Raw genomic sequence first — 23330 nt, forward strand, 5'->3', positions numbered from 1 at the left:
TGGAAGAAGTCTTCAGAGAAGCGCTGCAGCTGCTGCTCCCGAGTGCAGGATAAACCCTGCCGGCACGTGCCCGTTACGCACTTTTAAGCGACAGACATACGTCTGTAACAAGGGTGGTACCGCGAGCATCTCGTCCCTGGCAAGAAGCCGGGAGACGGGATTTTTTTATGCAAACTGCGAGGAGGAGATGAACGATGAAACAATTGACATCTGCACAGGTCAGACAAATGTATCTCGATTTCTTTAAAGAAAAACAGCACGCAGTGGAGCCGAGTGCTTCGCTCGTTCCGCATGAGGACCCGTCTCTGCTCTGGATCAACAGCGGGGTCGCCACGTTAAAAAAATACTTCGATGGTCGAGTGATTCCTGATAACCCGCGTATCGTTAATGCACAAAAATCAATCCGTACAAATGATATTGAAAATGTCGGGAAAACAGCAAGGCATCACACATTTTTCGAAATGCTCGGCAATTTCTCGATCGGCGAATATTTCAAAAAAGAAGCGATTCATTGGGCATGGGAATTTCTGACCGACGAAAAATGGATCGGATTTGATCCGGAAAAGCTTGCCGTGACGATTTATCCGGAGGATGACGAGGCATTTCAGATCTGGCACGAAGAGGTCGGTCTTCCAGAAGAGCGCATTATCAGACTCGAGGAAAATTTCTGGGACATCGGGGAAGGCCCGTGCGGACCAAATACTGAGATTTTCTACGACCGAGGACCTGCGTACGGCGATGATCCAACTGATCCGGAAATGTTCCCAGGCGGAGAAAATGAACGTCACTTGGAGATTTGGAACCTGGTGTTTTCCCAGTTTAACCATAACAGCGACGGAAGCTACACGCCGCTTCCAAAGAAAAATATTGATACCGGCATGGGACTGGAGCGGATGGTCTCTGTCATTCAGGACGCTAAAACGAATTTCGACACAGACCTGTTTGTTCCGATCATTCGTGAGACGGCCTCCATTTCCGGTAAAGAATACGGCCGTGACAGCGAAATGGATACAGCATTTAAAGTAGTGGCTGACCATATCCGTACCGTAACGTTTGCAGTCGGAGACGGAGCACTCCCATCTAATGAAGGCCGTGGATATGTCCTGAGAAGGTTACTGCGCCGCGCAGTCCGGTATGCGAAAACGCTCGGTATTAACGAACCGTTTATGTACCGCCTTGTTCCGGTCGTTGGTGAAATAATGAAAGATTTCTATCCGGAAGTCCTGCAAAAGTCCGAGTTCATTCAAAAGGTCGTCAAAAACGAAGAGGAGCGTTTTCACGAAACGCTTCATGAAGGGCTGACAATGCTGCAGCAGATGATCGCCGATGCTAAAGTTTCCGGCAGCGAAACGCTGGATGGACCAGGCATGTTTAAGCTTTATGATACGTACGGGTTCCCAGTTGATTTAACCGAGGAGTACGCAGAAGAGGCAGGATTAAAAGCAGATCGGGATGGGTTCGAGATTGAAATGGCGAAACAGCGGGATCGCGCCCGTGCAGCTCGGCAGGACTCTGGTTCCATGCAGCAGCAGGATGAAGTGCTCGGTGCTATTACAGAGCCATCCGTCTTTACGGGGTATCATGCTTTATCAGCTGATACGACTGTTACTGCCATTGTGAAAGATGGGGCACGCACGGATATGGCCGGAGAAGGAGACCGTATTCATCTGATGCTTTCAGAAACACCTTTTTATGCGGAGAGCGGTGGACAGACTGCAGATACCGGCCTGATTAAAAGCAGCCGCGGAGAATTGGAAATTACGGATGTTCAAAAGGCGCCAAACGGCCAGCATCTGCACGAAGCGACAGTCCTTTCCGGTACTGTCTCAACTGGAGCAGAAGTGACTGCTGAGGTGGAAGGAAAACGTCGGCGAGACATCATTAAAAATCATTCTGCCACCCACTTGATGCATCAGGCACTAAAGGATGTATTAGGGGAGCACGTCAATCAGGCTGGATCATTAGTGGAGCCAGGCAGACTGCGATTCGACTTTTCCCACTTTGGACCTGTCAGCACAGAGGAAAAAGAGAAAATAGAAGCAATCGTCAACGAGAAAATCTGGAACGGGATTTCGGTTGAGATTTTTGAAACGAGTCTGGAGCAGGCGAAAGAGATGGGCGCTATGGCGTTATTTGGCGAGAAATATTCCAGCAGCGTACGCGTCGTGCAAATGGAAAACTACAGCCTGGAGCTTTGCGGGGGCTGCCACGTAGCCTCCACTGCCGAGATCGGACTGTTCAAAATCGTCTCGGAAGGAGGTATCGGCGCCGGCATCAGACGAATAGAAGCAGTCACTGGCCAAAAAGCTTATGAATATATGAAAGAACGGGAGAATGTGCTTCTGCAGACAGCAGCTTCGCTGAAAACAAGTGCCGAAGAAGTTCCGCAGCGCGTATCGATGCTTCAGCAGCAGCTGCGTGATGCAGAAAAGGAAAACGAATCTCTTACGTCCCGAATCAGCCGGATCGAAGCGACAGCTATTCTAGATCGAGTTGAGCATGTGAACGGCGTTCCGGTTCTGGCAGAGCAGGTTCAAGCGCCGGATATGAATGCGCTGAGAAGCCTTGCTGATTCATTGAAAGAGAAGATGGACTCCGGGATTTTAGTACTCGGTGCATCGCATGGCGGAAAAGTCAGCTTTGTCGCAGCTGTATCTCCTGATCTTGTACAGGAAGGCTATCATGCTGGAAAGCTCATCAAGGAAGTCGCGGCTGTCTGCGGCGGAGGCGGCGGAGGCCGGCCTGACATGGCACAGGCTGGAGCGAAAGACGCTTCAAAAATTCCGGAAGCACTGAATAAAGTGTCAGAAATTGTGACAGCATAGAGGAGAAGCATGTACTTCTCTTGCAATTCGTACTAGAATAGAATCAAAGCCGGCATGCCCGCTTCTTATAAGCTGCGGGCTGACCCGGGCATGGAAAACAATCCGGCACGATAGAAAGGCGGGAAAGCAATGAGTTCCATGGACAAAACAATGAAATTCAACTTTAATGACGATTCAATGGACAGACAGGTCCGCGAAGTGCTCGAGAGCGTATACGGATCATTGGAGGAGAAAGGGTATAATCCGATCAATCAAATTGTCGGCTACCTTCTGTCCGGCGATCCTGCATACATTCCGCGCCACAACGATGCACGTAGTATGATTCGCAGGCTGGAACGGGATGAAATGATTGAAGCCCTCGTCCGGTCATACTTGAAGGATGGACAAAACAAATGAGAACAGCAGGTCTGGATGTCGGCACGAAAACGATCGGCGTCGCTGTAAGCGATGCCTTCGGCTGGACCGCCCAGGGTGTGAAAACAGTCCGTCGAACAGAGGAAGAGGCCGATTTACGTGAGCTGAAACAGCTTTTCAACGAGCACGACGTTTCAACGGTCGTTGTCGGGCTTCCGAAAAACATGAACGGAACCCTCGGTCCCAGTGCCGAACTCTGCATGGCGTTTGCAGAGAAGGTGAGAAGGGAATTAGAGTTACCCGTAGAGATGTGGGATGAACGTCTGTCGACTTCCGCAGCGGAAAAGATGCTGGTCGGTGCAGACGTCAGCCGCAAGAAACGGAAAAAAGTAATCGATAAAATGGCTGCTGTGATGATTTTACAAAATTATCTCGACAGCAGACCGTAAAGGAGCGATTGAGACGATGGCAGATTCCGATCTGAAAATCAGAAAGCCTGCTGAGGATGATAACCGGATCATTATTCCGGATCAGGAAACAGGCGACGAGCACCTATTTGAAAAGGTGCTGGAATTCGATAACCCGCAGACAGGTCACTCTTATGTGCTGATTGCACCGGAGGGAACCGGAGAATCAGACGAAGACGAAGTAGAGGTGCACGCCTTCCGTTATGAGGATACTGGAGGCGAAGATCTCTCTCTCTTCCCAATTGAAACGGAAGAGGAATGGGATATGGTCCAGGAAGTATTCAATACGATCCAAGATCTGGACGAGGATCAGTAAAATATAAGCAGCCTGCAGGATAAAGCAGGGCGGTTCCGGAAGCAGGCTGCTTCAGGGGGGCCGCTCTGTTTTGTGTGACAGCTGTCCAGCGCAGTTTTGTCGGTGGACATGTATTCGTGTTCACCGGGCTGGGAGGGAGAGAATGGGATGACAGAATTATCAAAAGAAGAAAAAAAGCAGCAGCGCCGTGAACAGCATCAGAAGCTGCTGCAGGAGAGACGAAAGGAAGCAGGACTCGTCCGAAAAATTGTCTTTTCACTGCTTGTACTTATGATTCTTGTTGCAGCCGCGGTCGCGTTCGGATCGTATCAATACGTAATGGCTTCTCTCGGCCCGGTGGATGAGGAAGAACCAGAACAAGTTGAGGTGGAAATTCCAATTGGCTCCGGTACAGATACGATAGCAGGAGTTCTGGAAGAGAATGGAGTTATATCCAGTTCAACGATGTTCCGGTATTATGTACGATTCCAGAATGAGAGCGGCTTTCAGGCAGGGACGTATCAGCTCTCCACCGCTATGAGCGTAGATGACATCATAGAAGAGCTGAAGGAAGGCTCCGTTCAGGAAGAATATGCACTTTCCTTTACTATTCCGGAAGGGTTCTGGGCGGAAGAAATTTTTGCACGTGCAGCTGATGAATCTGGCTTGGAGGTAGAAGAACTCATCGGCACGGCCCGTGATGAAGACTATTTGAATGAACTGATTGAGCAGTATGACATGCTGACAGAAGAAATACTGGATGAGGATCTGCGTGAACCTCTTGAAGGCTACCTCTTCCCGGCGCGCTACGATTTCCTGGAGGAAACCCCGCAGCCAGAGGAGATTATTGAGACAATGCTGGACCGGATGCAAGCGGAATTGAACGCAGCCTTGACAGGGGAGAGTGACTATACAATTCATGAGCTGCTTACGGCGGCCTCCATTATTGAGGGTGAGGCGCAGAATGATGAAGAGCGGCCGATGATTTCCGGAGTGATTGAAAACCGGATGCGCGTGCCAATGCCGCTGCAGATGGATCCTACTGTATCCTATGCGCACGGGGAAAGACTCTCACGTACGTTTAACGAAGATACCGAAATTGAATCACCTTATAACACGTACAATCAAACCGGTCTGCCTGCAGGACCGATCAACAATCCGGGAGTAGCTTCCATTCAGGCTGTCGAAAACCCGGAGGAACACAGCTATCTCTACTTTTATCACTCCCCAGAGGGAAATATTTATTTCAACGAAACGTATGAGCAGCACCAGCAGACGGTGGGGCAATATCAGTAGGAAGTTGTTTTGACACTCGAAAAACCCCGTGATAAAATAATCCGGGCTGTTAACGAAGGAGTTTTTTACAGATGCAGCAGGATGCCTTAAAAACCTATCTGACAGAGCTGATTCCGTCTACCAGCGGATTTTCAGCTGAGCTGGAACAGGACGCGCTTCGTCGTTATATTCCAGTCATGGATCGGGAAGCGCTGCATGCGTTGATTACGCTGCTGCAAATGAACGGCACTTCCCGCATCCTGGAAATCGGTACGGCCGTCGGCTACTCTGCTATTCGGCTATTGGAAGAACTGCCGGACCTTGAAGTGATCTCCATTGAGAGAGACAGCGAACGCGCTGCAGAAGCAGAAATGAATGTGAAGAAGGCCGGCGTTGCTGAACGATTCCGGCTCATCAAGGGTGATGCGTTGGAAACCGCTGCAAAAGCAGCTGAATACGGGCCGTTTGATGCGCTGTTTATTGATGCAGCGAAAGGCAGCTATGAGGCTTTTTTCAGGACCTATGAACCGATGGTAAAGCCCGGCGGTCTGATTGCCGCTGATAACGTGCTGTTTAGAGGCTACGTGCCGGGCACTGAGGAGCCAGAGTCCCAAAGATTCATCAACATGTCAGACAGACTGCGTGCGTTTAACGCAAGTCTGATGGCATCTGAACAGTTCCAGACGATGATCCTGCCAGTAGGTGACGGTCTGCTTGCAGCGCGCAAACGGAATTGAACAGATCAGTTGACATGTAAATTATACTCTTGTACTATGACGTGAAAGGAATCGCCATTATGCACAATAAACCCATTATTATCGGAGTCACAGGGGGCTCCGGCTCTGGAAAAACAACCGTAGCGAATGAAGTATACAATCAGTTTTCAGAGCATTCCATTCTGATGATTGAGCAGGATGCGTATTATAAAGATCAGACACATCTGCCAATGGAAGAGCGCTTAAAAACGAACTATGACCATCCGCTGGCATTCGATAACGATTTATTAATTGAACATCTTCATCAGCTGATGAAAGGTGAAGCTGTTGATAAGCCGGTTTATGACTATGCCAACCACACGCGGGCAGAGCGCGTTATTCCCGTGCAGCCGCGAGATGTCATTATTCTTGAAGGAATCATGATCCTAGAAGACAGCAGGCTTCGTGATTTGATGGATATTAAGCTGTTTGTCGATACTGATTCAGATATGCGGATCATCAGACGACTGCTGAGAGACATCAATGAACGAGGCAGAACCATTGACAGTGTCATTGATCAATACACCTCTGTCGTAAGACCAATGCACCTGCAGTTTATTGAGCCGACTAAGCGATATGCTGATATTATCGTTCCTGAAGGCGGTCATAACCACGTGGCGATTGACTTAATGGTAACGAAAATAAAAACCATTCTAGAGGAAAAGTCCATGTTATAAAGCCTATTGGCAGAAAGGACTTTTTTCTATATAATGACAATTGTAACGCAGGATAAGACTTTCATTTTTGTAACGTATTTCCGGCGTCCCGGTGCTGAATGCGCCGGGCGCTTCCCTGTATATACGGTGACTTATTTTTGAAAACGCTGCCTGCCAGATTTGTGTGAAGGAGAGGAACACCTATGACAGAAGAAAAGCATTATATGACGGAGGAAGGTAAAGAGAAGCTTGAGAAAGAACTGGAGCTTCTTAAGACAGAAAGACGTAAAGAAGTCGTCGAGCGAATCAAAGTAGCAAGAAGCTTTGGCGATCTCTCTGAAAACTCTGAATATGACTCTGCCAAGGAAGAGCAGGCGTTTGTTGAAGGCCGTATTCAACAGCTGGAATCGATGATCCGTAACGCAGAGATCATCGAGGAAGATACGAACACATCTTCTGTTCAGGTTGGAAAAACGGTTAAATTCAAGGAGCTTCCAGATGGCGATGAGGAAGAATATACGATTGTCGGCCGCGCGGAAGCAGATCCGCTGGAAGGGAAGATCTCCAACGATTCGCCAATGGCTAAAAGCCTGTTTGGCCGAGAGATCGGGGAGCAGGTAATCGTATCAACGCCAGGCGGCGATATGAAAGTTGAAATTATTGAGATTTACTAAACCACAGACCGGTCTGCCATCAGAGGCGACCGGTTTTGGTATGTGCAGCGAAACTATGTAAAAATACCGGAGCACAGCCGTAAAAGTCCTAAATAAAGAAAAAAACCGTCGAATAGGAAGAAAGGTTATCGAATTATCTGCACGGATCATCTATAATAAAAGGAAAAGAGTGGGCGAAGGAGGAGTGTTTCAACGTGAGCAAACAAATTCCGCAGCGTCAAAACGTGAAAAAGAAACAGCGTATGAACTCGATATTAAATATATCCATTGGTCTCGTAGCACTGCTGATCGTGGTCGTAAGCGTCAGCCTCTTTACAGGCGGCAGCGATGAAGCAGCTGAACAAGATGGTGCGTCTCAGGAGGTAGCCGACTCGGCTGATAACGGGGATATCAACCTGAACGGCGGCGAAAACGAGAATTCGAATGAGAATGAATCGATTAACATCGATTTGAATAATGAGGAAAATGAGAATAACGAAGCTGAAAACAACGCTTCGAATGAAACAAACACAAATGAGAACAATGCGAACGACAGCAATGAGAATAACGCTAATAACGACAATAACGACGCTAACGAAAACAATTCGAATGACCGCGGCGGAAACGAAGCCGATCTGACGGAAAATGATGATGCCTATAATACGGATCAAAACGGGGACTGGGGACCGATTGGGACGGTCCAGGAAGAACCGTTCGAACCTGTTTTTGACCGCAGTCACGTGAACTGGGACGAAATGGTTCGTGCTATCGTCTATGCAGCAGATCTGCCGAATGACGAAGATGATCTGATTATTTGGAGACTGGAGAACGGTGGAAGTCCTCAAACAGCAGTCGGTACAGTTAGTGAACGAGGTACTGATTACAGTAATCCTTATCAGGTGGAGCTTGAATGGGTTGAAAACGAAGGCTGGATGCCGGTCGGTGTGGATCGACTCTCTTCCAATCCTTATAATTAACAGCTATACGAACGATAACAGCCGCCCGGCACATTTACGCCGGGCGGCTTTCAGGCTTTTGAGAAAGTCAAATAGCCTACATGAATATTCGATTGATTGACTTTCCCCTCTGTTTACCGAGCCTGCCGTGGGCTTGCCCTTCAGCTATTTCTCAGGGTGACCCCTGTATGAAGGGAAGGATGGCGCGGCTTCACTCGGACACAGGCTTCTCATGAGAAGCCTTCAAGACATAGTCCGGCTCCGCTCGCGCTTTTCATGCCGTTCAAGTTCGAACGGCGATGAGGCTTCACTCGGACTCAGGCTTCTCACAAGAAGCCTTCAAGACATGTTCCGGCTCCGCTCGCGCTTTTCATGCCGTTCGCAGATCTGAACGGCACGGCATCTTCAGGCTGCGCAGCTTCCACGGGGACGCCGGACACAAAGGGGAAATGGTTTTGTTTAATGGAGAAAAACGTTCCAATCGCTGGACGCTGCGGCTTTTTTTGGTGGATACGTTGACGTTCATCCCGATTCGACACCGAAGCGCTGCCTAACGAAAGGTTCCCTCTAGATGGAACAAGCTCGTGTGAATCATCACCAGGGTTTCAACCGGACAGCCAGCTGCTAAATCGGGGGAAACTCGACTCCCGAGAGGATCAGAACGAGGCGAAGATCCGGCGGACGAAAGGAAGAAGCGGTTAGCGGAGGCCGTTCCCTCCGGAAAGCGAGTGTCCGCAGATGCAGGCAGATGCAAAGTCATTCACTTGAAATGACGTTATCAACACTCTGAAAGCCGCCGCAACAGAAGACTGCAGGCTGTTACTTTTTTTGTTTAAAATGGACCATCGCTGTTACGTAAGGTCGTTTATCCTGCACATGTACAGTCTCATAAGCGACGTGGTGAACCTCTAGCATGAGTGTGCTGTTTGCATCAATTTTTTGCTGTATAGCGGATTCCAGAGACGTAAAATCAGCTTCTTGAAAAAACTCAATTTTATCGTGAATGGAATCTGGGGTAATAAACATGGTCAATTTCTCCTTTCCGAAAAGCGTACTCCGTTAGTATAATCGAAATCGCGCAAAGGTTAAACGGATTTTCGCTTCAAGACAATTTGTATAAGGCCGATTCAGAAGCTGGGCAGGGGAACGTTCCTCATTTAAACAGCTTTCCACAAAGAGACCGAAAGGGTTGTTCTAAATAATTGACGTATTTTCCTGAGAAACACAGGTACCTCTGGGATGAATTCGTCCATTCCTGCAGGTGAAGACTGGTTGCTCTGCGGCCGGTCGTACGTTAAGATAGTAAAAGTTGCAAAGAGAGACTGAAGGAGCGATAGGGATGCGAATAGGTGTAATTGGTGCAATGGAGGAAGAAGTTGAGCTGTTGAAAAAGGAAATGGGAGACTATACAGAGACGGTTATAGCCGGCTGTGAATTTTTTGAAGGAAAGCTGCGCGGCGTCGACACCATTATCGGAAAATCCGGCATAGGGAAAGTGAATGCGGCAATCAGTACAACGCTCATGATTCAGCTGTTTTTCCCTGATTATATTATCAACACCGGTTCAGCCGGAGGTTTCCATAAAGAGCTTAAAGTCGGAGATGTCGTCGTGTCAACACAGGTACGCTACAATGATGTGGATGCCACAGTTTTTGGGTATGAATTTGGCCAGGTGCCACGTATGCCTGCTTTTTATGTGCCGGATACCATGCTTGTGGAAACGGCAAAAGAATGTGTTGAAGAAGCTGGTGCGACCGCGGTGGAAGGATTAATCGTATCCGGGGACTCCTTTATCAGCAGCGATGAGCAGACGACGCTGATCCGCAGCCGCTTTGCGGACCCGTATGCATCTGAAATGGAAGCTGGGGCTATCTCACATGTTTGTCATCAGTTTGAGATTCGATTTGTTATTATCCGTGCCTTATCGGACATTGCCGGACAGGATGCACGCGTTTCGTATGATCAGTTTCTGGAAACGGCTTCTGTCAACTCGGCCAACATGGTGCTTCTAATGCTTGAAGACCTGCGCCGTAAAAACAACGCTTTATAAGGACTATGTAGTGGACGGACTGATATACTGCTTCAATGACCCGGCGGTCCCTTCATCGCCGGGTCATTAAAGTTCGTGGAACCGTCATTCTATTGACAACCGATGCTATAACGTTTTCTTCAATGATTCTGCTTTTTTAACCTCATCGAGCGCATGTGTTAATATGCGGGCAGTTAGTCCCCAAATGGTGTACTGCTGGTAGTGGTAAAAGTGCTCCTGCACGCTCCCTTTTCCCCAAGGATACTGTCTTCCCTTAGGGATGAGATGGTATGGGAAGCTTTCTGAAGGCTCCACTGCAATATGAACGGGATGTGTTTCCGGGGCAGTTGCAAGGAGATGGCTTACCGGAACGGTAAACACCTCTGCAACCTCCTGCTCATTTGGCTGAATCGCAGCGTCCTCATCAATGCGCCCGAAAAAAGGATAAATAATAGATCGCATTGGTGTAATCATATAGTCGAGTTCTCCATAATAGGTAATCTGAGAAGGGAGGACCCCTGTTTCTTCTGCAAGCTCACGCATCCCGGCTTGAGCAGGCGATGGATCGGTGCTGTCTACTTTACCGCCGGGAAAGCAGATCTCCCCCGGCTGCGGCACGTGCGGAGACCGGACTTCGAATAAAAAGTGATCCTCCCCCGAGCGGCGGATGACCGGTACAAATACGGCATATTCGCGATATTGTTCCGCGTGCAAAATATCGGCTTTGCGCTGTTGAAAATATTGCTGCAGTCTGTCCAACGGACTCACACCCTTTCCTGCTATTAGTTTACCATGACGATTTATTGAAAGAAAAACTTGGAACCTCCTTTTTAGTAAGCTATACTATAAAAAATACATAAGGAGGCGTGCACACATGAAACTGATTGTTAAAAAGCCTGTATTTGGGGAAACCGCAAGCACATTTGTTAACCGTTTAGGAGAGTACGAGGATACCGTGCTGATTCGTAAAGACCACTGGGTCATTGACGCTAAGAGCCTGCTCGGTGTTCTGGCAGTATCTCTGCAGCCGGGCGATGAAATTGAACTGGATTTTTCAGGAGAGCCTGATCAACAGGCCATTCAACAGTTTAAAGACCAGGGGATCTTCGAATAATTTATCCCGATTCAATTAAAAGCCATTCAGGAACATTCCTGAATGGCTTTTGATATATAAATACTGCTTACGTGTTCAGCAGCTGCTCATGAAACCAGTCGCGCAAATAGGTGAGCCGCTGTCTGCGCAGACGCGGATGGCCGCTTCTCGACAGTTCATGATTGGAGTTCGGAAAACGGACAAAGGATACAGGCTTGTTTTGCCGTTTTAAGTTAATATAAAGCTGCTCTGCCTGTTCCATTGGACATCGTAAATCTTCTTCTCCATGCATGATCAGTAAAGGAGTCTGAATGTTGTTGGCATATTTGAGCGGAGAGATTCTCCAGAGCTCGTCCACTCCTTCCGGCGGTACCGTACCATGCTCCCAATCTGTGAAAAAGTAGCCGATATCGCTGACGCCATAAAAACTGATCCAGTTTGAAATACAGCGCAGAGTGGCAGCTGCCTTAAAGCGATCAGAGTGAGCCACGATCCAGTTCGTCATAAAGCCGCCGTAGCTTCCCCCGGTCACCCCAAGCCTGTTTGAATCAATAGAGGAATACTTGGAAAGTGTCTCATCTGTAAACATCATCAGGTCATCAAAATCACCGCCGCCGTAATCTCCACGAACGGCATTCACGAAATCTTGTCCATAGCCGTGACTTCCCCGCGGATTCATGTAAAAGACGGATGTTCCTTCAGCAGCCAGTATTTGCATTTCATGGAAAAATGTATTGCCGTACATGGCGTGCGGTCCGCCGTGAATGTGCAAGAGACCTCGTCCATCAGCATGTTCAGGACTAAGCACCCAGCCTTGAAGCTCATATCCATCGCGTTTAAACGTGATCTCTTCAGGTGACAGGAGCTCCACTTGATCCTTCCAGCTCTGTTGAAGCGATGTAAGAGGCTGCAGCTCTCCTTCGCGTATGAGATACAGTTCTCCTGGACACATAGGCGTACTGACGCCGACAACCATGAGACCGGAATGATCGTGATAAGATGCATCAAAAACGTGGTGGCTGCCTGTTGTTACGGCCGCAATCTCGCCCGACATGGAAACGGTCTTCATATTAACACTGCCCCATGAAGAAACCGGAACGCAGACAGTGTCCTGATGGGTCCAGATCGGCCGTTGATCTGCTGCGGGGCCGCGAATATCACCGATCATCGTATCGGAGAAAGAGCGGTCCAGCGAAGACACTGTTGTCACCAGCTTGCGTGCGTGCAGGTCGTAAAAGGATACGTGACTTTGACCTGCTCCGCGATGTGTCTGATCATGTCCGATAAAGGCGACATAGTGCTCGTCTGGTGAAAAAGAGGCACTGCTGTAGGAGCCATGTGCGATCTTATCAGACTGGCCTGTTTGCCGGTCCAGTATATACAGATCAGAGCCCTGTGTTCCGTCGCCACGTTCATTCGCAGTATACAAAATGCGGGTCCCGTCTTTTGATACATCAAGCAGTGATTTGTCTGCAGCAGATGCTGTCAGCGATGTCCATTCTCCAGTGAGAGGGTCAGATGACATCAGCTGTGTATAGGTGCCTTCGTGCATACCGGCTTTATCAGATTTATAGTCAAGCGTAGTGATGGAGCGTGCGTTGGGCGTATCGTCCTGCTCTGCCGTTTCTTCCATTACAGCTGCGATCAGCTCTTTGCTCTCAGCAGTCCACATCAAGGGTCCGGCACCCGCAGGAAACGTTAGTATTTCCTGTATTCCTCCGCCGTCTGCAGCAATTATGCAAAGTCTTGCTGCTTTCTCATCAGGCTTTCGATAGATAAAGGCGATCTGCTTACCATCATGGGACCAGGCAGGGAATGAAACCGTTCCGGGTCCGAATGTCCATTGCACCGCTTCTGGTTCATCCAGACGCTGCACAAACAGCTGAGAAGCGTAGCGGTCGTCCAGCAGCTGGCGCCGAACGAACAGCACACTTGTCCCGTCCGGAGACAGCTGCGGGTTTTCTACGATAGATAACCGAAATAAGTCTTGAATACCTGCGGGTTGCTTCATTCTATCACTCCTAAACGTATGTATTACCTACACTGTAGCAAAAATTTATTCGAATTGCGAAATAAATAAGGAGTTGTCAAGGTGTGGAAAGATGTGCTAAGGTTTTAGTGCAACCGTTTGCAATAAGGTTTTATACATAAAAGGAGTGCTGCTTTATGTCAGGAAATACACGGCGCTGGTGGAAGGAAAGCGTGGTTTATCAAATATACCCGCGAAGCTTTAACGATTCGAATCAGGATGGAATCGGAGATATTCCAGGTATAACAGAGAAGCTGGATTATTTAAAAGAGCTTGGGGTAGATGTTGTATGGCTGAGCCCTGTTTACGATTCTCCAAACGATGACAATGGGTATGATATACGAAGCTACACCACCATCATGGATGAATTCGGCACGATGGAGGATTGGGAAATGCTATTAGCTGAAATGCATAAGCGTGGACTCAAGCTTGTAATGGACCTTGTAGTCAACCACACCTCCGATGAACATGCCTGGTTTGCAGAGTCCCGCTCCTCCAAAGATAATCCGTACCGTGACTATTATATTTGGAGGGAGGGCAAGCAGGACGGTCCTCCTAACAACTGGGAGTCTAACTTCAGCGGCTCTGCCTGGGAATATGACCGGCAGACAGGAGAATATTACCTCCATCTCTTCTCAAAGAAGCAGCCGGATTTAAACTGGGAAAATGATGCTTTGCGGAAAGATGTGTACAGCATGATGAACATGTGGCTCGATAAAGGCGTAGACGGATTTCGCATGGACGTCATTAACTTTCTATCTAAAGAGCCGGGACTTCCTGATAATCCGCACGCTGCTCCTGGAGAGCTTGCATCCGGAGCGGATTTCTTTATGAATGGTCCGCGTATGCATGAATTTCTTCAGGAAATGCACGCGGAGGTTATGGCCGGCCGCGATGTGATGACGGTGGGAGAGATGCCTGGTGTAAATGAGCTGCAGGCGATCGACTACACAGAGGAAGAGCGCAAGGAGCTGAATATGGTCTTTCAGTTCGAACACGTGGATCTTGATTCCGGACCTGGAGGGAAATGGGACGTTCTTCCTTTCAGCATGCCGAAGCTCCGTGAAAACTTATCAAAATGGCAGTATGCGCTAATGGAAAAGGGTTGGAACAGCTTGTATTTAAATAACCATGATCAGCCCCGTCTCGTTTCCAGATTTGGTGATGATCAGACCTACTGGTATCAATCTGCTTCCATGCTAGCGATCATGCTGCATATGATGAGAGGAACGCCTTATGTATACCAGGGCGAAGAGCTTGGGATGACGAACGTACGCTTTAAGTCGATTGACGACTACGAGGATATTGAAACGTTAAATATGTACAAGGAAAAGCGCGCCGCCGGCGTATCACACGACGCACTGATGGAAAAAATATATAGCAAAGGCCGCGACAATGCCCGCACGCCAATGCAGTGGGATGATACTGAACATGCAGGGTTTACGGCAGGAACCCCATGGCTGGCAGTTAACCCGAATTATCCTCGAATAAATGCGGCGCAGGCTCTGAAGGATCCCGATTCCCTGTTTTATGTCTATCAAAAGCTGATCCGCCTACGTAAAGAGCATGATATTATCGTTTACGGAGACTATGAGCTGCTTTATCCAGACAGTGAGACGATTTTTGCATACAAAAGACGTCTTGGTAATAAGCAGCTTACTGTTTGCTGCAGCTTTTCTGATCAAGTCTTGGAACCAGTAGACACAGGAGAGGGAACGGTGCTGATTTCAAACTATCAGCGTAAGACATCCGGCCGAATGTCGTTACAGCCGTATGAGGCTGTTGCCGTTCTTTCTGAAAGAAGCTGAGTAGTTGTCAGATGAGCGTTTACCTGTTAAAATGCTTAAAGAATCGATCTGTAAACGAGGTGAATAATCGTGCAAATTACGAACGAAGCGAAAACGTATATTCAGGAACTGATGAATGAACATCAGGCAGATAACATCAAAATCTTTGCCTCAGGCATGGGCTGAGGAGGCCCTCAGCTTGGACTGGCGCTGGATGCGCCGGCAGAAGATGATATTATCGAAGAAGTAAACGGCATTCAGGTTGCATTTGAAAAAATGGTTCATGAACACACACGTGCGCTGGAGCTTGCGTATAAAGAAACGCAGGACGGCGGCGGACTGGTCATGAACAATAGTGCAAGCGACTGCTGCTAATACACGGTACGCCCCGGGTCAACCCGGGGCGTATTATTTTTATAAACAGGCTGTTAATACGGTGCATACAAGTTTTGAGCTGTTCATCTCTCAAGAAGGCAGAAGGCGGTTTATAATGGCGTAAAACGGTATTCAATGCGATCGAAACATGTTAAATTGCCCGCAGGGATGCTTAAGGATCACAAGTGCAATCTGAAACGGAATCGTGATAAAGTAGTGCTAGTAAAGCAGGAGGTGCCGGTATGAATCATGAGAATAGAAAACTCGGAAAAGAGGGACCCATGCTCTCGCCAATTGGAATCGGCTGCTGGCAGTTCAGCCGCGGGGCTAACGCAGTTGGCCGCTATTGGGATGATGTAGAGTCGGAGGACATGCAGGCAATCGTCCGTTCCTCGCTGGCGGGAGGAATCAACTGGTTTGATACAGCAGAGGTTTACGGAAACGGGGCATCGGAACGTGCCCTTGCAGATGCGCTCGATCAGGAAGAGACTGGACTCGATGAGGTTTATATTGCAGATAAATGGTGGCCTGGGGGACGGACGTCCCGTTCTATTGAGAAAACAATTGCGGCAAGGCGCGACGCCTTAAACCAGCGTCCGATCGCGCTTTACCAAATCCATCAGCCGTTTTCTTTTTCTTCTGTGCGCAAGGAGATGGAAGCGATGCTCGCGCTGAAGCGGCGAGGGGAAATCGGAGAAATAGGCGTTTCAAACTTTACTGAAAAGCGAATGCTCGAGGCATACAAAACGCTCCATGCTGAGGGAGTGCCGCTTGCTTCCAACCAAATTAAATACAGCCTTCTTGATCGAAAAGCCGAAATAAATGGTCTTTTTGACACGTGCCGGGAGCTTGGAATTTCCATTATTGCATATTCGCCTCTGGAGCAGGGGCTGTTAACAGGCAAATACCATCAGGATCCGGAGGCCATTAAGAAAAAACGTGGTCCGAGAAAATGGATGGGGCGCTTCCGGAGAGGCTATCTCGAAAAAACAGGGCCGCTAATGAAGCTGCTTGAAGAAACAGCAGCAAAATATGAGGCAACAGTCAGCCAGGTGGTTCTGAGCTGGATGATTCAATATCACGGGGATCTCGTGTTTGCTATTCCGGGAGCGTCATCTGAGAAGCATGCAATCGAGCATGCAGGAGCGCTGAGTGTCCGCTTAACCGACGATGAAGCAGAGCAGATATCCAATGCGTCCTGGGACGTGCAGCTTTAACTATCAGTTTTTATGCAGGAGGAACGTACTAATGAAGCTAAAAGCAGTGAAATGCCATGGATCAAAAAATGATTTCGTCATTATCGATGAATGGACGGAAAATCCGGAATTAACAGACGAGATGCGGGAGCAGCTGGCTGTAGCCTTAAGTGACAGAGGCGGGAAAATTGGATCGGACGGTGTGCTGTTTATTCTTCCCGGCTCCGAAACGAAAGCCCGAATGCGGATGCTGAACAGTGATGGTTCAGAGGCGGAAATGTGCGGCAACGGCCTGCGCTGTGCAGCACGTTATATTCTGGAGCAGACAGGTTTACAGAAAAGCCTGGTGGAAACGATGAAAGCTCCGCTTGCTACAGGGGTTCAGGAGCCGGTTTTTGAACAGATTCCTACCTATGAAGTGGCGATCAAGCCGGTCTCTTTCCAGCCGGAAGAGGTGCCGGTCGCAGCAGAGTCGGAGCTCAGGCTTGCCGCGATTCCGGAGATTCATCCTACTGCTCGCTTTACAGCCTTGTCCGTGCCGAATCCGCACCTTGTGGCCTTAGTCGATCAGTTTGAGGATAAAGAAGTGGAAGCATGTGGAAAGCGTGCAAACGAATTAAAAGAATTGCTTCCAAATGGGACAAACGTCAGCTTTGTAAAAGAGCTTGCGAATGGAAGTATTTTTGTGCGCACGTACGAAAGAGGGGTAGGTTTGACAAACGCCTGCGGGACAGCAATGTCAGCATCTGCTCTCGTCAGCTGCCTTGACGGTGGACAACAGCTCGGCTCCAAGCTCACGGTTTACAATCCGGGCGGCATGGTTCATGTTATTCCAGAAAAGCACGGTGAGGCTTACGAGATGCGGTTGATTGGCAATGCCACGTATGAGTGGGCAGGCTCCATCACGGTCGAGGATGGGGATTTCAGCGGCTTTCAGCTGAACGTTGATACGGCGTTTCCAGATGAAACAGCTGCATACGAACGCATGGAAAAGTACGCCAGACAGAAGGCCGGCTCCTTATAAACTCAGGAAGTCATCAGCAGAGAGTCATAACTATACGAAAGCAGGCACCTATTGAGAGGTGCCTGCTTCTTCTTTTATGAGTACATGAACGGGGGAGAAGGGAGCAAGCTGTCTCCTTATCATCGGATCAGCGCTTGTTCATTTCCGCCGGCTTTGGGCCTTTTCGAACACCTCTGTCCAGATTATTAATAATCTCCAGCTCATCATCCGTCAGTTCGAAATCAAACACATTGAAGTTTTCTTCAATACGGGAAGGTGTAACGGATTTCGGAATCACGATATTACCCCGCTGTAAATGCCAGCGCAGAATAACCTGTGCGCCTGTTTTATGATGATCATCGGCAATGTTTTGCACAACTGGATGGTTCAGCACCTCTCCCCCTTGCATGAGAGGGCTCCACGCTTCAATGAAAATATTATTCGTATCGCAGTAGTTCCGCAGCTCTTCCTGAGCGAGGAACGGATGGCACTCTACCTGATTTAAGACCGGTGTAACAGAGCATTCCTGCTTCAGCCGCTCTAAGTGTTCGATATCAAAATTGCAAACGCCAATTGCTTTTACTTTACCGCTGTCGTACAGCGCTTCAAGTGCTTTATACGTGTCGACGTACTCGTCGAATTCAGGCGTCGGCCAGTGAATTAAATATAAATCTACGTAGTCAAGGCCGAGCCGTTCCAGACTTGCTTCGAACGCTTGCAGGGTCTGATCGTAGCCCTGGTCAGCGTTCCACACTTTCGTTGTGATAAATAATTCTTCCCGGGGAATCGAGGTGTTAGCCAGTGCTTTTCCAACACCTGCTTCATTTTGGTAAATCATTGCCGTATCGATGGAGCGGTAGCCCGCTTCAAGTGCGTTCGTAACTGCTTCCTCCGCTTCGTCGTCGGGCACCTGCCAGACACCAAAACCGAGCTGCGGCATACGTATTCCATTATTTAATGTGACAAATTCCATGGTCAAATTCCCTCCTAAAGCAGAATGAGTTCAGTATAGCATAAAGCGTTTTCCAAGCGGGTGTAATAAGCACGGGTACAAACGAGATATGGTACGATAGATAGAGACTGAACAGGAGGCTGATAATATGATCTATATCGATAATGAAAATATTCATGATCCGGGTTTGAACCTCGCTCTGGAGGAATATGCACTGCAGACGCTGCCTTCCGAGGAAACGTACTTGCTTTTTTACGTAAATGAACCTTGTATTATTATAGGCAAAAACCAGAATACGCATCAGGAGATCAATAAAGCGTTTGTCGACGAGAACAATATTAAAGTCGTCCGCCGCCTGTCAGGAGGCGGAGCCGTCTATCAAGACCTTGGCAATTTAAGCTTCAGCTTTTTGACAAAAGACGATGGCAACAGCTTTTCCAACTATGCAAAATTTACGGAGCCTGTAATTGAGGCTTTAAAAAGCCTCGGAATAGATGCGGAGCTGAGTGGTCGAAACGATATACATGTAAATGACAAAAAAATATCGGGGAACGCCCAGTATTCAACTAAAGGAAAAATGTTCAGCCACGGAACGCTGCTCGTAGATGTAAAGATGGAAAACATTGTGGATTCTCTTCAGGTCAATGAAGAAAAAATGCGATCGAAAGGAATTAAGTCGGTCCGAGCGAGAGTGGCTAACATCAACGAGCTTACCGAAAAGGAGATCGACGTGGAGAAGCTGAAGCAGCTGATTCTTGATCATATTTTTGAAGGAGCCGAAATTCCGACACATCGTTTCAGCAGGGAGGATTGGCAAGCTATTGAGGCTCTCGCAGAGAAGCGGTATAAAAATTGGGACTGGAACTACGGAAAATCGCCAAAGTTTGATCTGGAACGTTCCAAACGTTTTGAAGGCGCAGGCACCGTAGACGTGCGATTAAATGTATCGAAGGGAACGATTCAAGATATTAAAATTTTCGGCGACTTTTTCGGTATTGGCGAAGTTTCCGACCTGGAGGATAAGCTGCGAGGGGTCAAATATGAGCGGAATGCGATTCTTCAGGCAGTCGAAAATGCAGATATGACATATTACTTTGGGCCGGTTCCGCGTGAAGGATTCATCGATCTAATTTATTAAGAGGCAGAACGCGTAAATCAATAAGCAGCCGGTCAGATTTGCTTCTGGACCGGCTGCTTTGTTAAAAAAAGGGGATCAGCTGTCAGATACAGCTGCGGCAAGGGCGACATGCACCATTTCATTAAAGGTTTCCTGGCGTTCCTGAGAGGACGTTTCCTCTCCCGTAATAATATGGTCACTGACCGTCAGGACAGAAAGGGCCTGTACTTGGAAGCGGGCAGCAATCGTGTAAAGCGCCGAGCTTTCCATTTCCACTGCAAGCACTTGATGCTTAGCCAAGTTTGGAATCAGTGTTTCATCCTCATTATAGAAAACGTCGCTAGTGAAGACACTGCCGACTTTAACGTTCAGGCCTTGAGCCTGAGCACCGTCGTATGCTTTTTTCAACAGATCGAAATCTGCTGTTGGAGCGAAATCAACTCCTTTGAAATAGTGCTGGTTAACGCCGGAGTTTGTCGCTGCACTCATCGCAATAATGACGTCACGAACGTTAACGTCCTTTTGAATAGCACCGCAAGTGCCGACACGGATCAGCTTTTTCACATCGTAGCTGTTAATCAGCTCGTGTGCATAAATGGAGATAGATGGAACACCCATGCCCGTTCCTTGAACAGAAACCCGTTCGCCTTTGTATGTCCCTGTATAGCCGTACATTCCGCGTACATCATTGTACTGCGTGACGTCCTCTAAAAAGTTTTCGGCGATATATTTAGCCCGGAGCGGATCTCCCGGCAGCAGAATCGCCTCTGCAATTTCCCCTTTTTGTGCGCCTATGTGTACACTCATTGTGTTCAGCCCTTTCGTAAAAAATATGGTCTACTAAGCTATCTTATCAGATAGAGCAACTGGCGGTAAACCTCACATGCTGGCATGACCGGCTTTTATGAATGGAGCAAGCAGCTCTTCTTTCGTAAGAGATGGATTCTCAAGCTTGCGCATTTCCGCTTCGAAGAGCATGTCTGAAAAAACCGGACCAGGATGGAATCCTGCTTCAATCAAATCCTTCCCTTTTAATGCATGCCTCGCATCAAGCCGTCTCCAAACGTAGCGGGCAAGTGAAGGTTCTTCGGAGAATGCTGCAAAGGCGACAGCAGCCCAGTCAGGTATGTGGGATGCGGCAGCGTGAGCATCCCGGTAAGGCATCCTTTTTCCTTCTGTATAGCTCCAAAGAGACAGCCATGCATCACATGCTTTTTCCTCCTGCCGGTTCATCGCATAAGAGCGGACATTCTGTACCGAAGAGGAGCTGGAAGACGTCATGAACAGCATCGTTGCCATCCACGCCGCTTCGGGAAATGCGACGCCTTGTTGTTGAAATATCCGTCTGTACCTGTTCATACGGCGCTGCCGGCGACGGACGACTGCTGGCTCTTCCGGAGCGGACAGAAGAATCTTCTGAAGCTGGAAGGAAAACAAGCGTTCCAGACCTTTTAAAGGTTCACTTTGCGTAAAAAGCCGGTAAAGCTCTTCAGACAGGCGAAAGTGGCTGACAGAGGCAAGCAGTTCCTTGTTTTCTTCTGCTAAGTATTTCGTCTGGGCCTCCATTTGGAACATAAAACGAGTTTCAAAACGGACCGCCCGCAAAATACGTGTCGGATCTTCGACAAAGCTTAGGTTATAAAGAATGCGAAGCTTTCGGTTGGTTAGATCCTCGAGTCCGTTAAAATAATCGGTCAGCTCTCCATACCTGGATCGGTTTATCTGAACCGCAAGCGTATTAATCGTGAAGTCCCGGCGGTACAAATCCTCCCGTATCGTAGAAAGCTCCACGCGCGGCAGCGCAGCAGGAAAATCGTAGTACTCCGTTCGAGCACTTGTCAGATCGACCTTGCTGCCTTCCACGGTTGTCCATGTTGCTGTACGAAAAGCTTCGTGAACTTTTAAACGTCCACCGTAGGCTTCAGCGAGGGAAGCGCCGAAAGAGGGAGCATCGCCTTCAAGCACAATATCGAGATCTTCATTTGGAATGTTGAGAAACAGGTCTCGAACAATACCGCCGATAATAAACACAGGGATACGCTGTTCATCTGCCAGCTTTTGGATAGAGCTGATAATCGTTAACAGCTCAGGCGGAAACTGCTTTTCCATCGTTTTAGCGACTTGACGCTTTACAGGTCCTCCACTGCGGATGCTGCTGGAGGAAGGCTGGCGCCCGTGCATGGCCTGAATAATATCAGAACGGGATACGATGCCAACAGGTCTGCCGTCTTGAAGAACGGGCAAACGGCCAATTTGTTTTTCCATCATCGTCGTGCGGATTTGATCGAGTCGGACAGAGCCGTCGATCCATACGGGATTTCGCTGCATGAACCCTTTAACCGGGGCATGACCGAGCCCGTGATGAAGTGCTTTGTCAAGGTCCCGCCGAGAGATAATGCCGGTCAGACGGTCGTCTTCCACAATCGGAAAACCGCTGTGGCCGTATCGGTAGATCATCTTGACAGCCGTTTCGACTGTTGTTTCCGGCGCGATAACTCGTACCGGAGACGACATAAGATCAGAAGCTGTTAAAGCCGGAACCACTGCTTCGGCAAGCTTTGACTTGATCTTCTCGGCAGCTTCTGCCGCAGACATCCCTTTGACAGAAGCCGAAGCTGCTTGAGCGTGACCGCCGCCGCCGAAGTGATCGACAAGCGCACGGAAATCGACCTGCTCAGATTGGCCTCTCGTCGTAATAAACGTCTTGTTTCCCATCCCGCATACAACGATGACGCCGTCCAGACCGGTTACCTGGAGAAGCTTTTTGCAAATGTGCGCAAGGTGGCCGGTATAGTAATCCTGATCAGAAGCACTAAGCATAATGTCAATCCCATCAATTGTATGCTGTTCGCCATTCTCAAGCAGTTCCTGAAAAAGCCGCTGCTGATCAGTTGAGAGCGGTGTTTCTCTGAACTGGTCCACAACTTTTAGATTTGCACCTGCACGCAGAAAATAAGCACCGGCTTCTAAATCCCGGGCGGTCGTCCCCGGGATAGTAAAGGAGTCTGTATCGGAATAAAGACCGAGTGCAAAAACCGTTGCCTCCAAAGGAGAGATGGGAATCGACCTCGCATGAATATGCTCTGCCAGCAGTGTAACACAGGCTCCGACGGCCTCGTTCTGGACGGATTGGACATTCGTAAATGCTGCCTTTTCATTCGTATGGTGATCAATAATCGTGACAGGAAGAGCATCGGCCCCTTCTCCAGCTTGACGATCCAGATAGGAAGCATCTACGAGGATCAATTCTTTCACACGACTCCAATCTACTTCGTGAATTTTGATGAACGGGAATATATCTTTGTAAATCGTAATAAAATGCTCGACCTCCGATGTCAATCTGGAGGGCAGAACAGGCTCAGCTTCCGGATACAGCTTTTTAGCGGCAATCAGGGAGGCAAGCGCATCAAAATCGAGGTTGTTGTGCGACATGATCAACTGCATGGCGATCTCCTTTCATCAGAGGCGCATCAGATCGTTCTCTGCTACAATAAGGATAGCATACGAAACCGC

21 protein-coding genes are annotated in these 23330 nt (G+C 48.5%); 15 read left to right on the forward strand and 6 right to left on the reverse strand.

The annotated features are described in order from the left end of the window. The first annotated feature begins 194 nt into the window (after window positions 1-194). The 9 genes from alaS to ACSZLD_RS09965 all read left to right on the forward strand — a co-directional run bounded on the left by alaS (window position 195) and on the right by ACSZLD_RS09965 (window position 8257). Window positions 195-2825 carry an alanine--tRNA ligase gene (gene alaS / locus ACSZLD_RS09925; protein ID WP_444685083.1) on the forward strand — a complete coding sequence of 877 codons (2631 nt, stop codon included), beginning with the start codon at window positions 195-197 and terminating at the stop codon, window positions 2823-2825. A gap of 129 nt (window positions 2826-2954) precedes the next feature. Continuing rightward, window positions 2955-3221 carry an IreB family regulatory phosphoprotein gene (locus ACSZLD_RS09930; protein ID WP_444685084.1) on the forward strand — a complete coding sequence of 89 codons (267 nt, stop codon included), beginning with the start codon at window positions 2955-2957 and terminating at the stop codon, window positions 3219-3221. Further along, window positions 3218-3628, forward strand: a complete 411-nt coding sequence (ruvX, locus tag ACSZLD_RS09935) for a Holliday junction resolvase RuvX (RefSeq protein ID WP_377910806.1) — start codon at window positions 3218-3220, stop codon at window positions 3626-3628. The genes ACSZLD_RS09930 and ruvX overlap by 4 nt, the downstream gene beginning before the upstream one ends. Before the next feature lie 16 nt (window positions 3629-3644). Further along, on the forward strand, window positions 3645-3962 hold the full coding sequence (locus ACSZLD_RS09940; RefSeq protein WP_444685085.1) for a DUF1292 domain-containing protein: 318 nt from the start codon (window positions 3645-3647) through the stop codon (window positions 3960-3962). A 147-nt stretch (window positions 3963-4109) separates the two neighbouring features. After that, entirely contained in the window at window positions 4110-5237 is a 1128-nt protein-coding gene (gene mltG / locus ACSZLD_RS09945) for an endolytic transglycosylase MltG (protein WP_444685086.1), read from the forward strand. A gap of 71 nt (window positions 5238-5308) precedes the next feature. Then, complete coding sequence (locus tag ACSZLD_RS09950) at window positions 5309-5953, forward strand: O-methyltransferase (protein WP_444685087.1); 645 nt, start codon at window positions 5309-5311, stop codon at window positions 5951-5953. Window positions 5954-6012: 59 nt separating this feature from the next. Further along, window positions 6013-6648 (forward strand): uridine kinase, encoded by a 636-nt coding sequence (udk, locus tag ACSZLD_RS09955; RefSeq protein ID WP_444685088.1) that lies wholly within the window; start codon window positions 6013-6015, stop codon window positions 6646-6648. A gap of 182 nt (window positions 6649-6830) precedes the next feature. Beyond that, a complete protein-coding gene (gene greA / locus ACSZLD_RS09960; RefSeq protein WP_377910801.1) occupies window positions 6831-7301 on the forward strand; it encodes a transcription elongation factor GreA in 471 nt (156 codons plus the stop codon). Window positions 7302-7495: 194 nt separating this feature from the next. Further along, window positions 7496-8257: a YrrS family protein gene (locus ACSZLD_RS09965; protein ID WP_444685089.1), complete on the forward strand. Its 762-nt coding sequence runs from the start codon at window positions 7496-7498 to the stop codon at window positions 8255-8257. 798 nt (window positions 8258-9055) lie between these two features. Here ACSZLD_RS09965 and ACSZLD_RS09970 read toward each other — a convergent pair. Continuing rightward, entirely contained in the window at window positions 9056-9262 is a 207-nt protein-coding gene (locus tag ACSZLD_RS09970) for a DUF2536 family protein (RefSeq protein ID WP_377910799.1), read from the reverse strand. A 313-nt stretch (window positions 9263-9575) separates the two neighbouring features. On the opposite strand from ACSZLD_RS09970, the gene mtnN reads away from it, so the two are divergent. Beyond that, complete coding sequence (gene mtnN / locus ACSZLD_RS09975; RefSeq protein ID WP_444685090.1) at window positions 9576-10286, forward strand: 5'-methylthioadenosine/S-adenosylhomocysteine nucleosidase; 711 nt, start codon at window positions 9576-9578, stop codon at window positions 10284-10286. Between the two features lie 105 nt (window positions 10287-10391). Here the strand turns inward: mtnN and ACSZLD_RS09980 are convergent, their stop codons facing one another. Continuing rightward, entirely contained in the window at window positions 10392-11033 is a 642-nt protein-coding gene (locus tag ACSZLD_RS09980) for an NUDIX hydrolase (RefSeq protein WP_377910797.1), read from the reverse strand. A gap of 106 nt (window positions 11034-11139) precedes the next feature. Here ACSZLD_RS09980 and ACSZLD_RS09985 point away from each other — a divergent pair, with 106 nt between their 5' ends. Then, window positions 11140-11379, forward strand: coding sequence for an HPr family phosphocarrier protein (locus tag ACSZLD_RS09985; protein ID WP_377910796.1), 240 nt, complete (start codon window positions 11140-11142; stop codon window positions 11377-11379). Between the two features lie 67 nt (window positions 11380-11446). On the opposite strand, the gene ACSZLD_RS09990 is transcribed toward ACSZLD_RS09985, so the two are convergent. Further along, window positions 11447-13369: a S9 family peptidase gene (locus ACSZLD_RS09990; RefSeq protein ID WP_444685091.1), complete on the reverse strand. Its 1923-nt coding sequence runs from the start codon at window positions 13367-13369 to the stop codon at window positions 11447-11449. 155 nt (window positions 13370-13524) lie between these two features. On the opposite strand from ACSZLD_RS09990, the gene ACSZLD_RS09995 reads away from it, so the two are divergent. The 3 genes from ACSZLD_RS09995 (at window position 13525) to dapF (ending at window position 17769) form a co-directional block, all read left to right on the forward strand. Next, entirely contained in the window at window positions 13525-15195 is a 1671-nt protein-coding gene (locus ACSZLD_RS09995) for a glycoside hydrolase family 13 protein (RefSeq protein ID WP_444685092.1), read from the forward strand. 596 nt (window positions 15196-15791) lie between these two features. Next, entirely contained in the window at window positions 15792-16766 is a 975-nt protein-coding gene (locus ACSZLD_RS10000) for an aldo/keto reductase (protein ID WP_377910793.1), read from the forward strand. A 31-nt stretch (window positions 16767-16797) separates the two neighbouring features. Continuing rightward, the gene (dapF, locus tag ACSZLD_RS10005) at window positions 16798-17769 is read left to right on the forward strand and encodes a diaminopimelate epimerase (protein ID WP_377910792.1); all 972 of its coding nucleotides are present in this window, start codon (window positions 16798-16800) and stop codon (window positions 17767-17769) included. A 127-nt stretch (window positions 17770-17896) separates the two neighbouring features. Here the strand turns inward: dapF and ACSZLD_RS10010 are convergent, their stop codons facing one another. Beyond that, entirely contained in the window at window positions 17897-18721 is an 825-nt protein-coding gene (locus ACSZLD_RS10010; RefSeq protein ID WP_377910791.1) for an aldo/keto reductase, read from the reverse strand. Between the two features lie 127 nt (window positions 18722-18848). Here ACSZLD_RS10010 and lplA point away from each other — a divergent pair, with 127 nt between their 5' ends. Then, window positions 18849-19838: a lipoate--protein ligase gene (lplA, locus tag ACSZLD_RS10015; protein ID WP_377910790.1), complete on the forward strand. Its 990-nt coding sequence runs from the start codon at window positions 18849-18851 to the stop codon at window positions 19836-19838. A gap of 75 nt (window positions 19839-19913) precedes the next feature. Here lplA and deoD read toward each other — a convergent pair whose 3' ends face one another. Next, window positions 19914-20624: a purine-nucleoside phosphorylase gene (gene deoD / locus ACSZLD_RS10020; protein WP_377910789.1), complete on the reverse strand. Its 711-nt coding sequence runs from the start codon at window positions 20622-20624 to the stop codon at window positions 19914-19916. A gap of 72 nt (window positions 20625-20696) precedes the next feature. Next, window positions 20697-23261, reverse strand: coding sequence for a CBS domain-containing protein (locus ACSZLD_RS10025; RefSeq protein WP_377910788.1), 2565 nt, complete (start codon window positions 23259-23261; stop codon window positions 20697-20699). Window positions 23262-23330: the final 69 nt, after the last annotated feature.

Origin of the sequence: Alkalicoccus luteus (assembly GCF_052061695.1) — a bacterium.
Lineage (GTDB): Bacteria > Bacillota > Bacilli > Bacillales > Salisediminibacteriaceae > Alkalicoccus > Alkalicoccus luteus.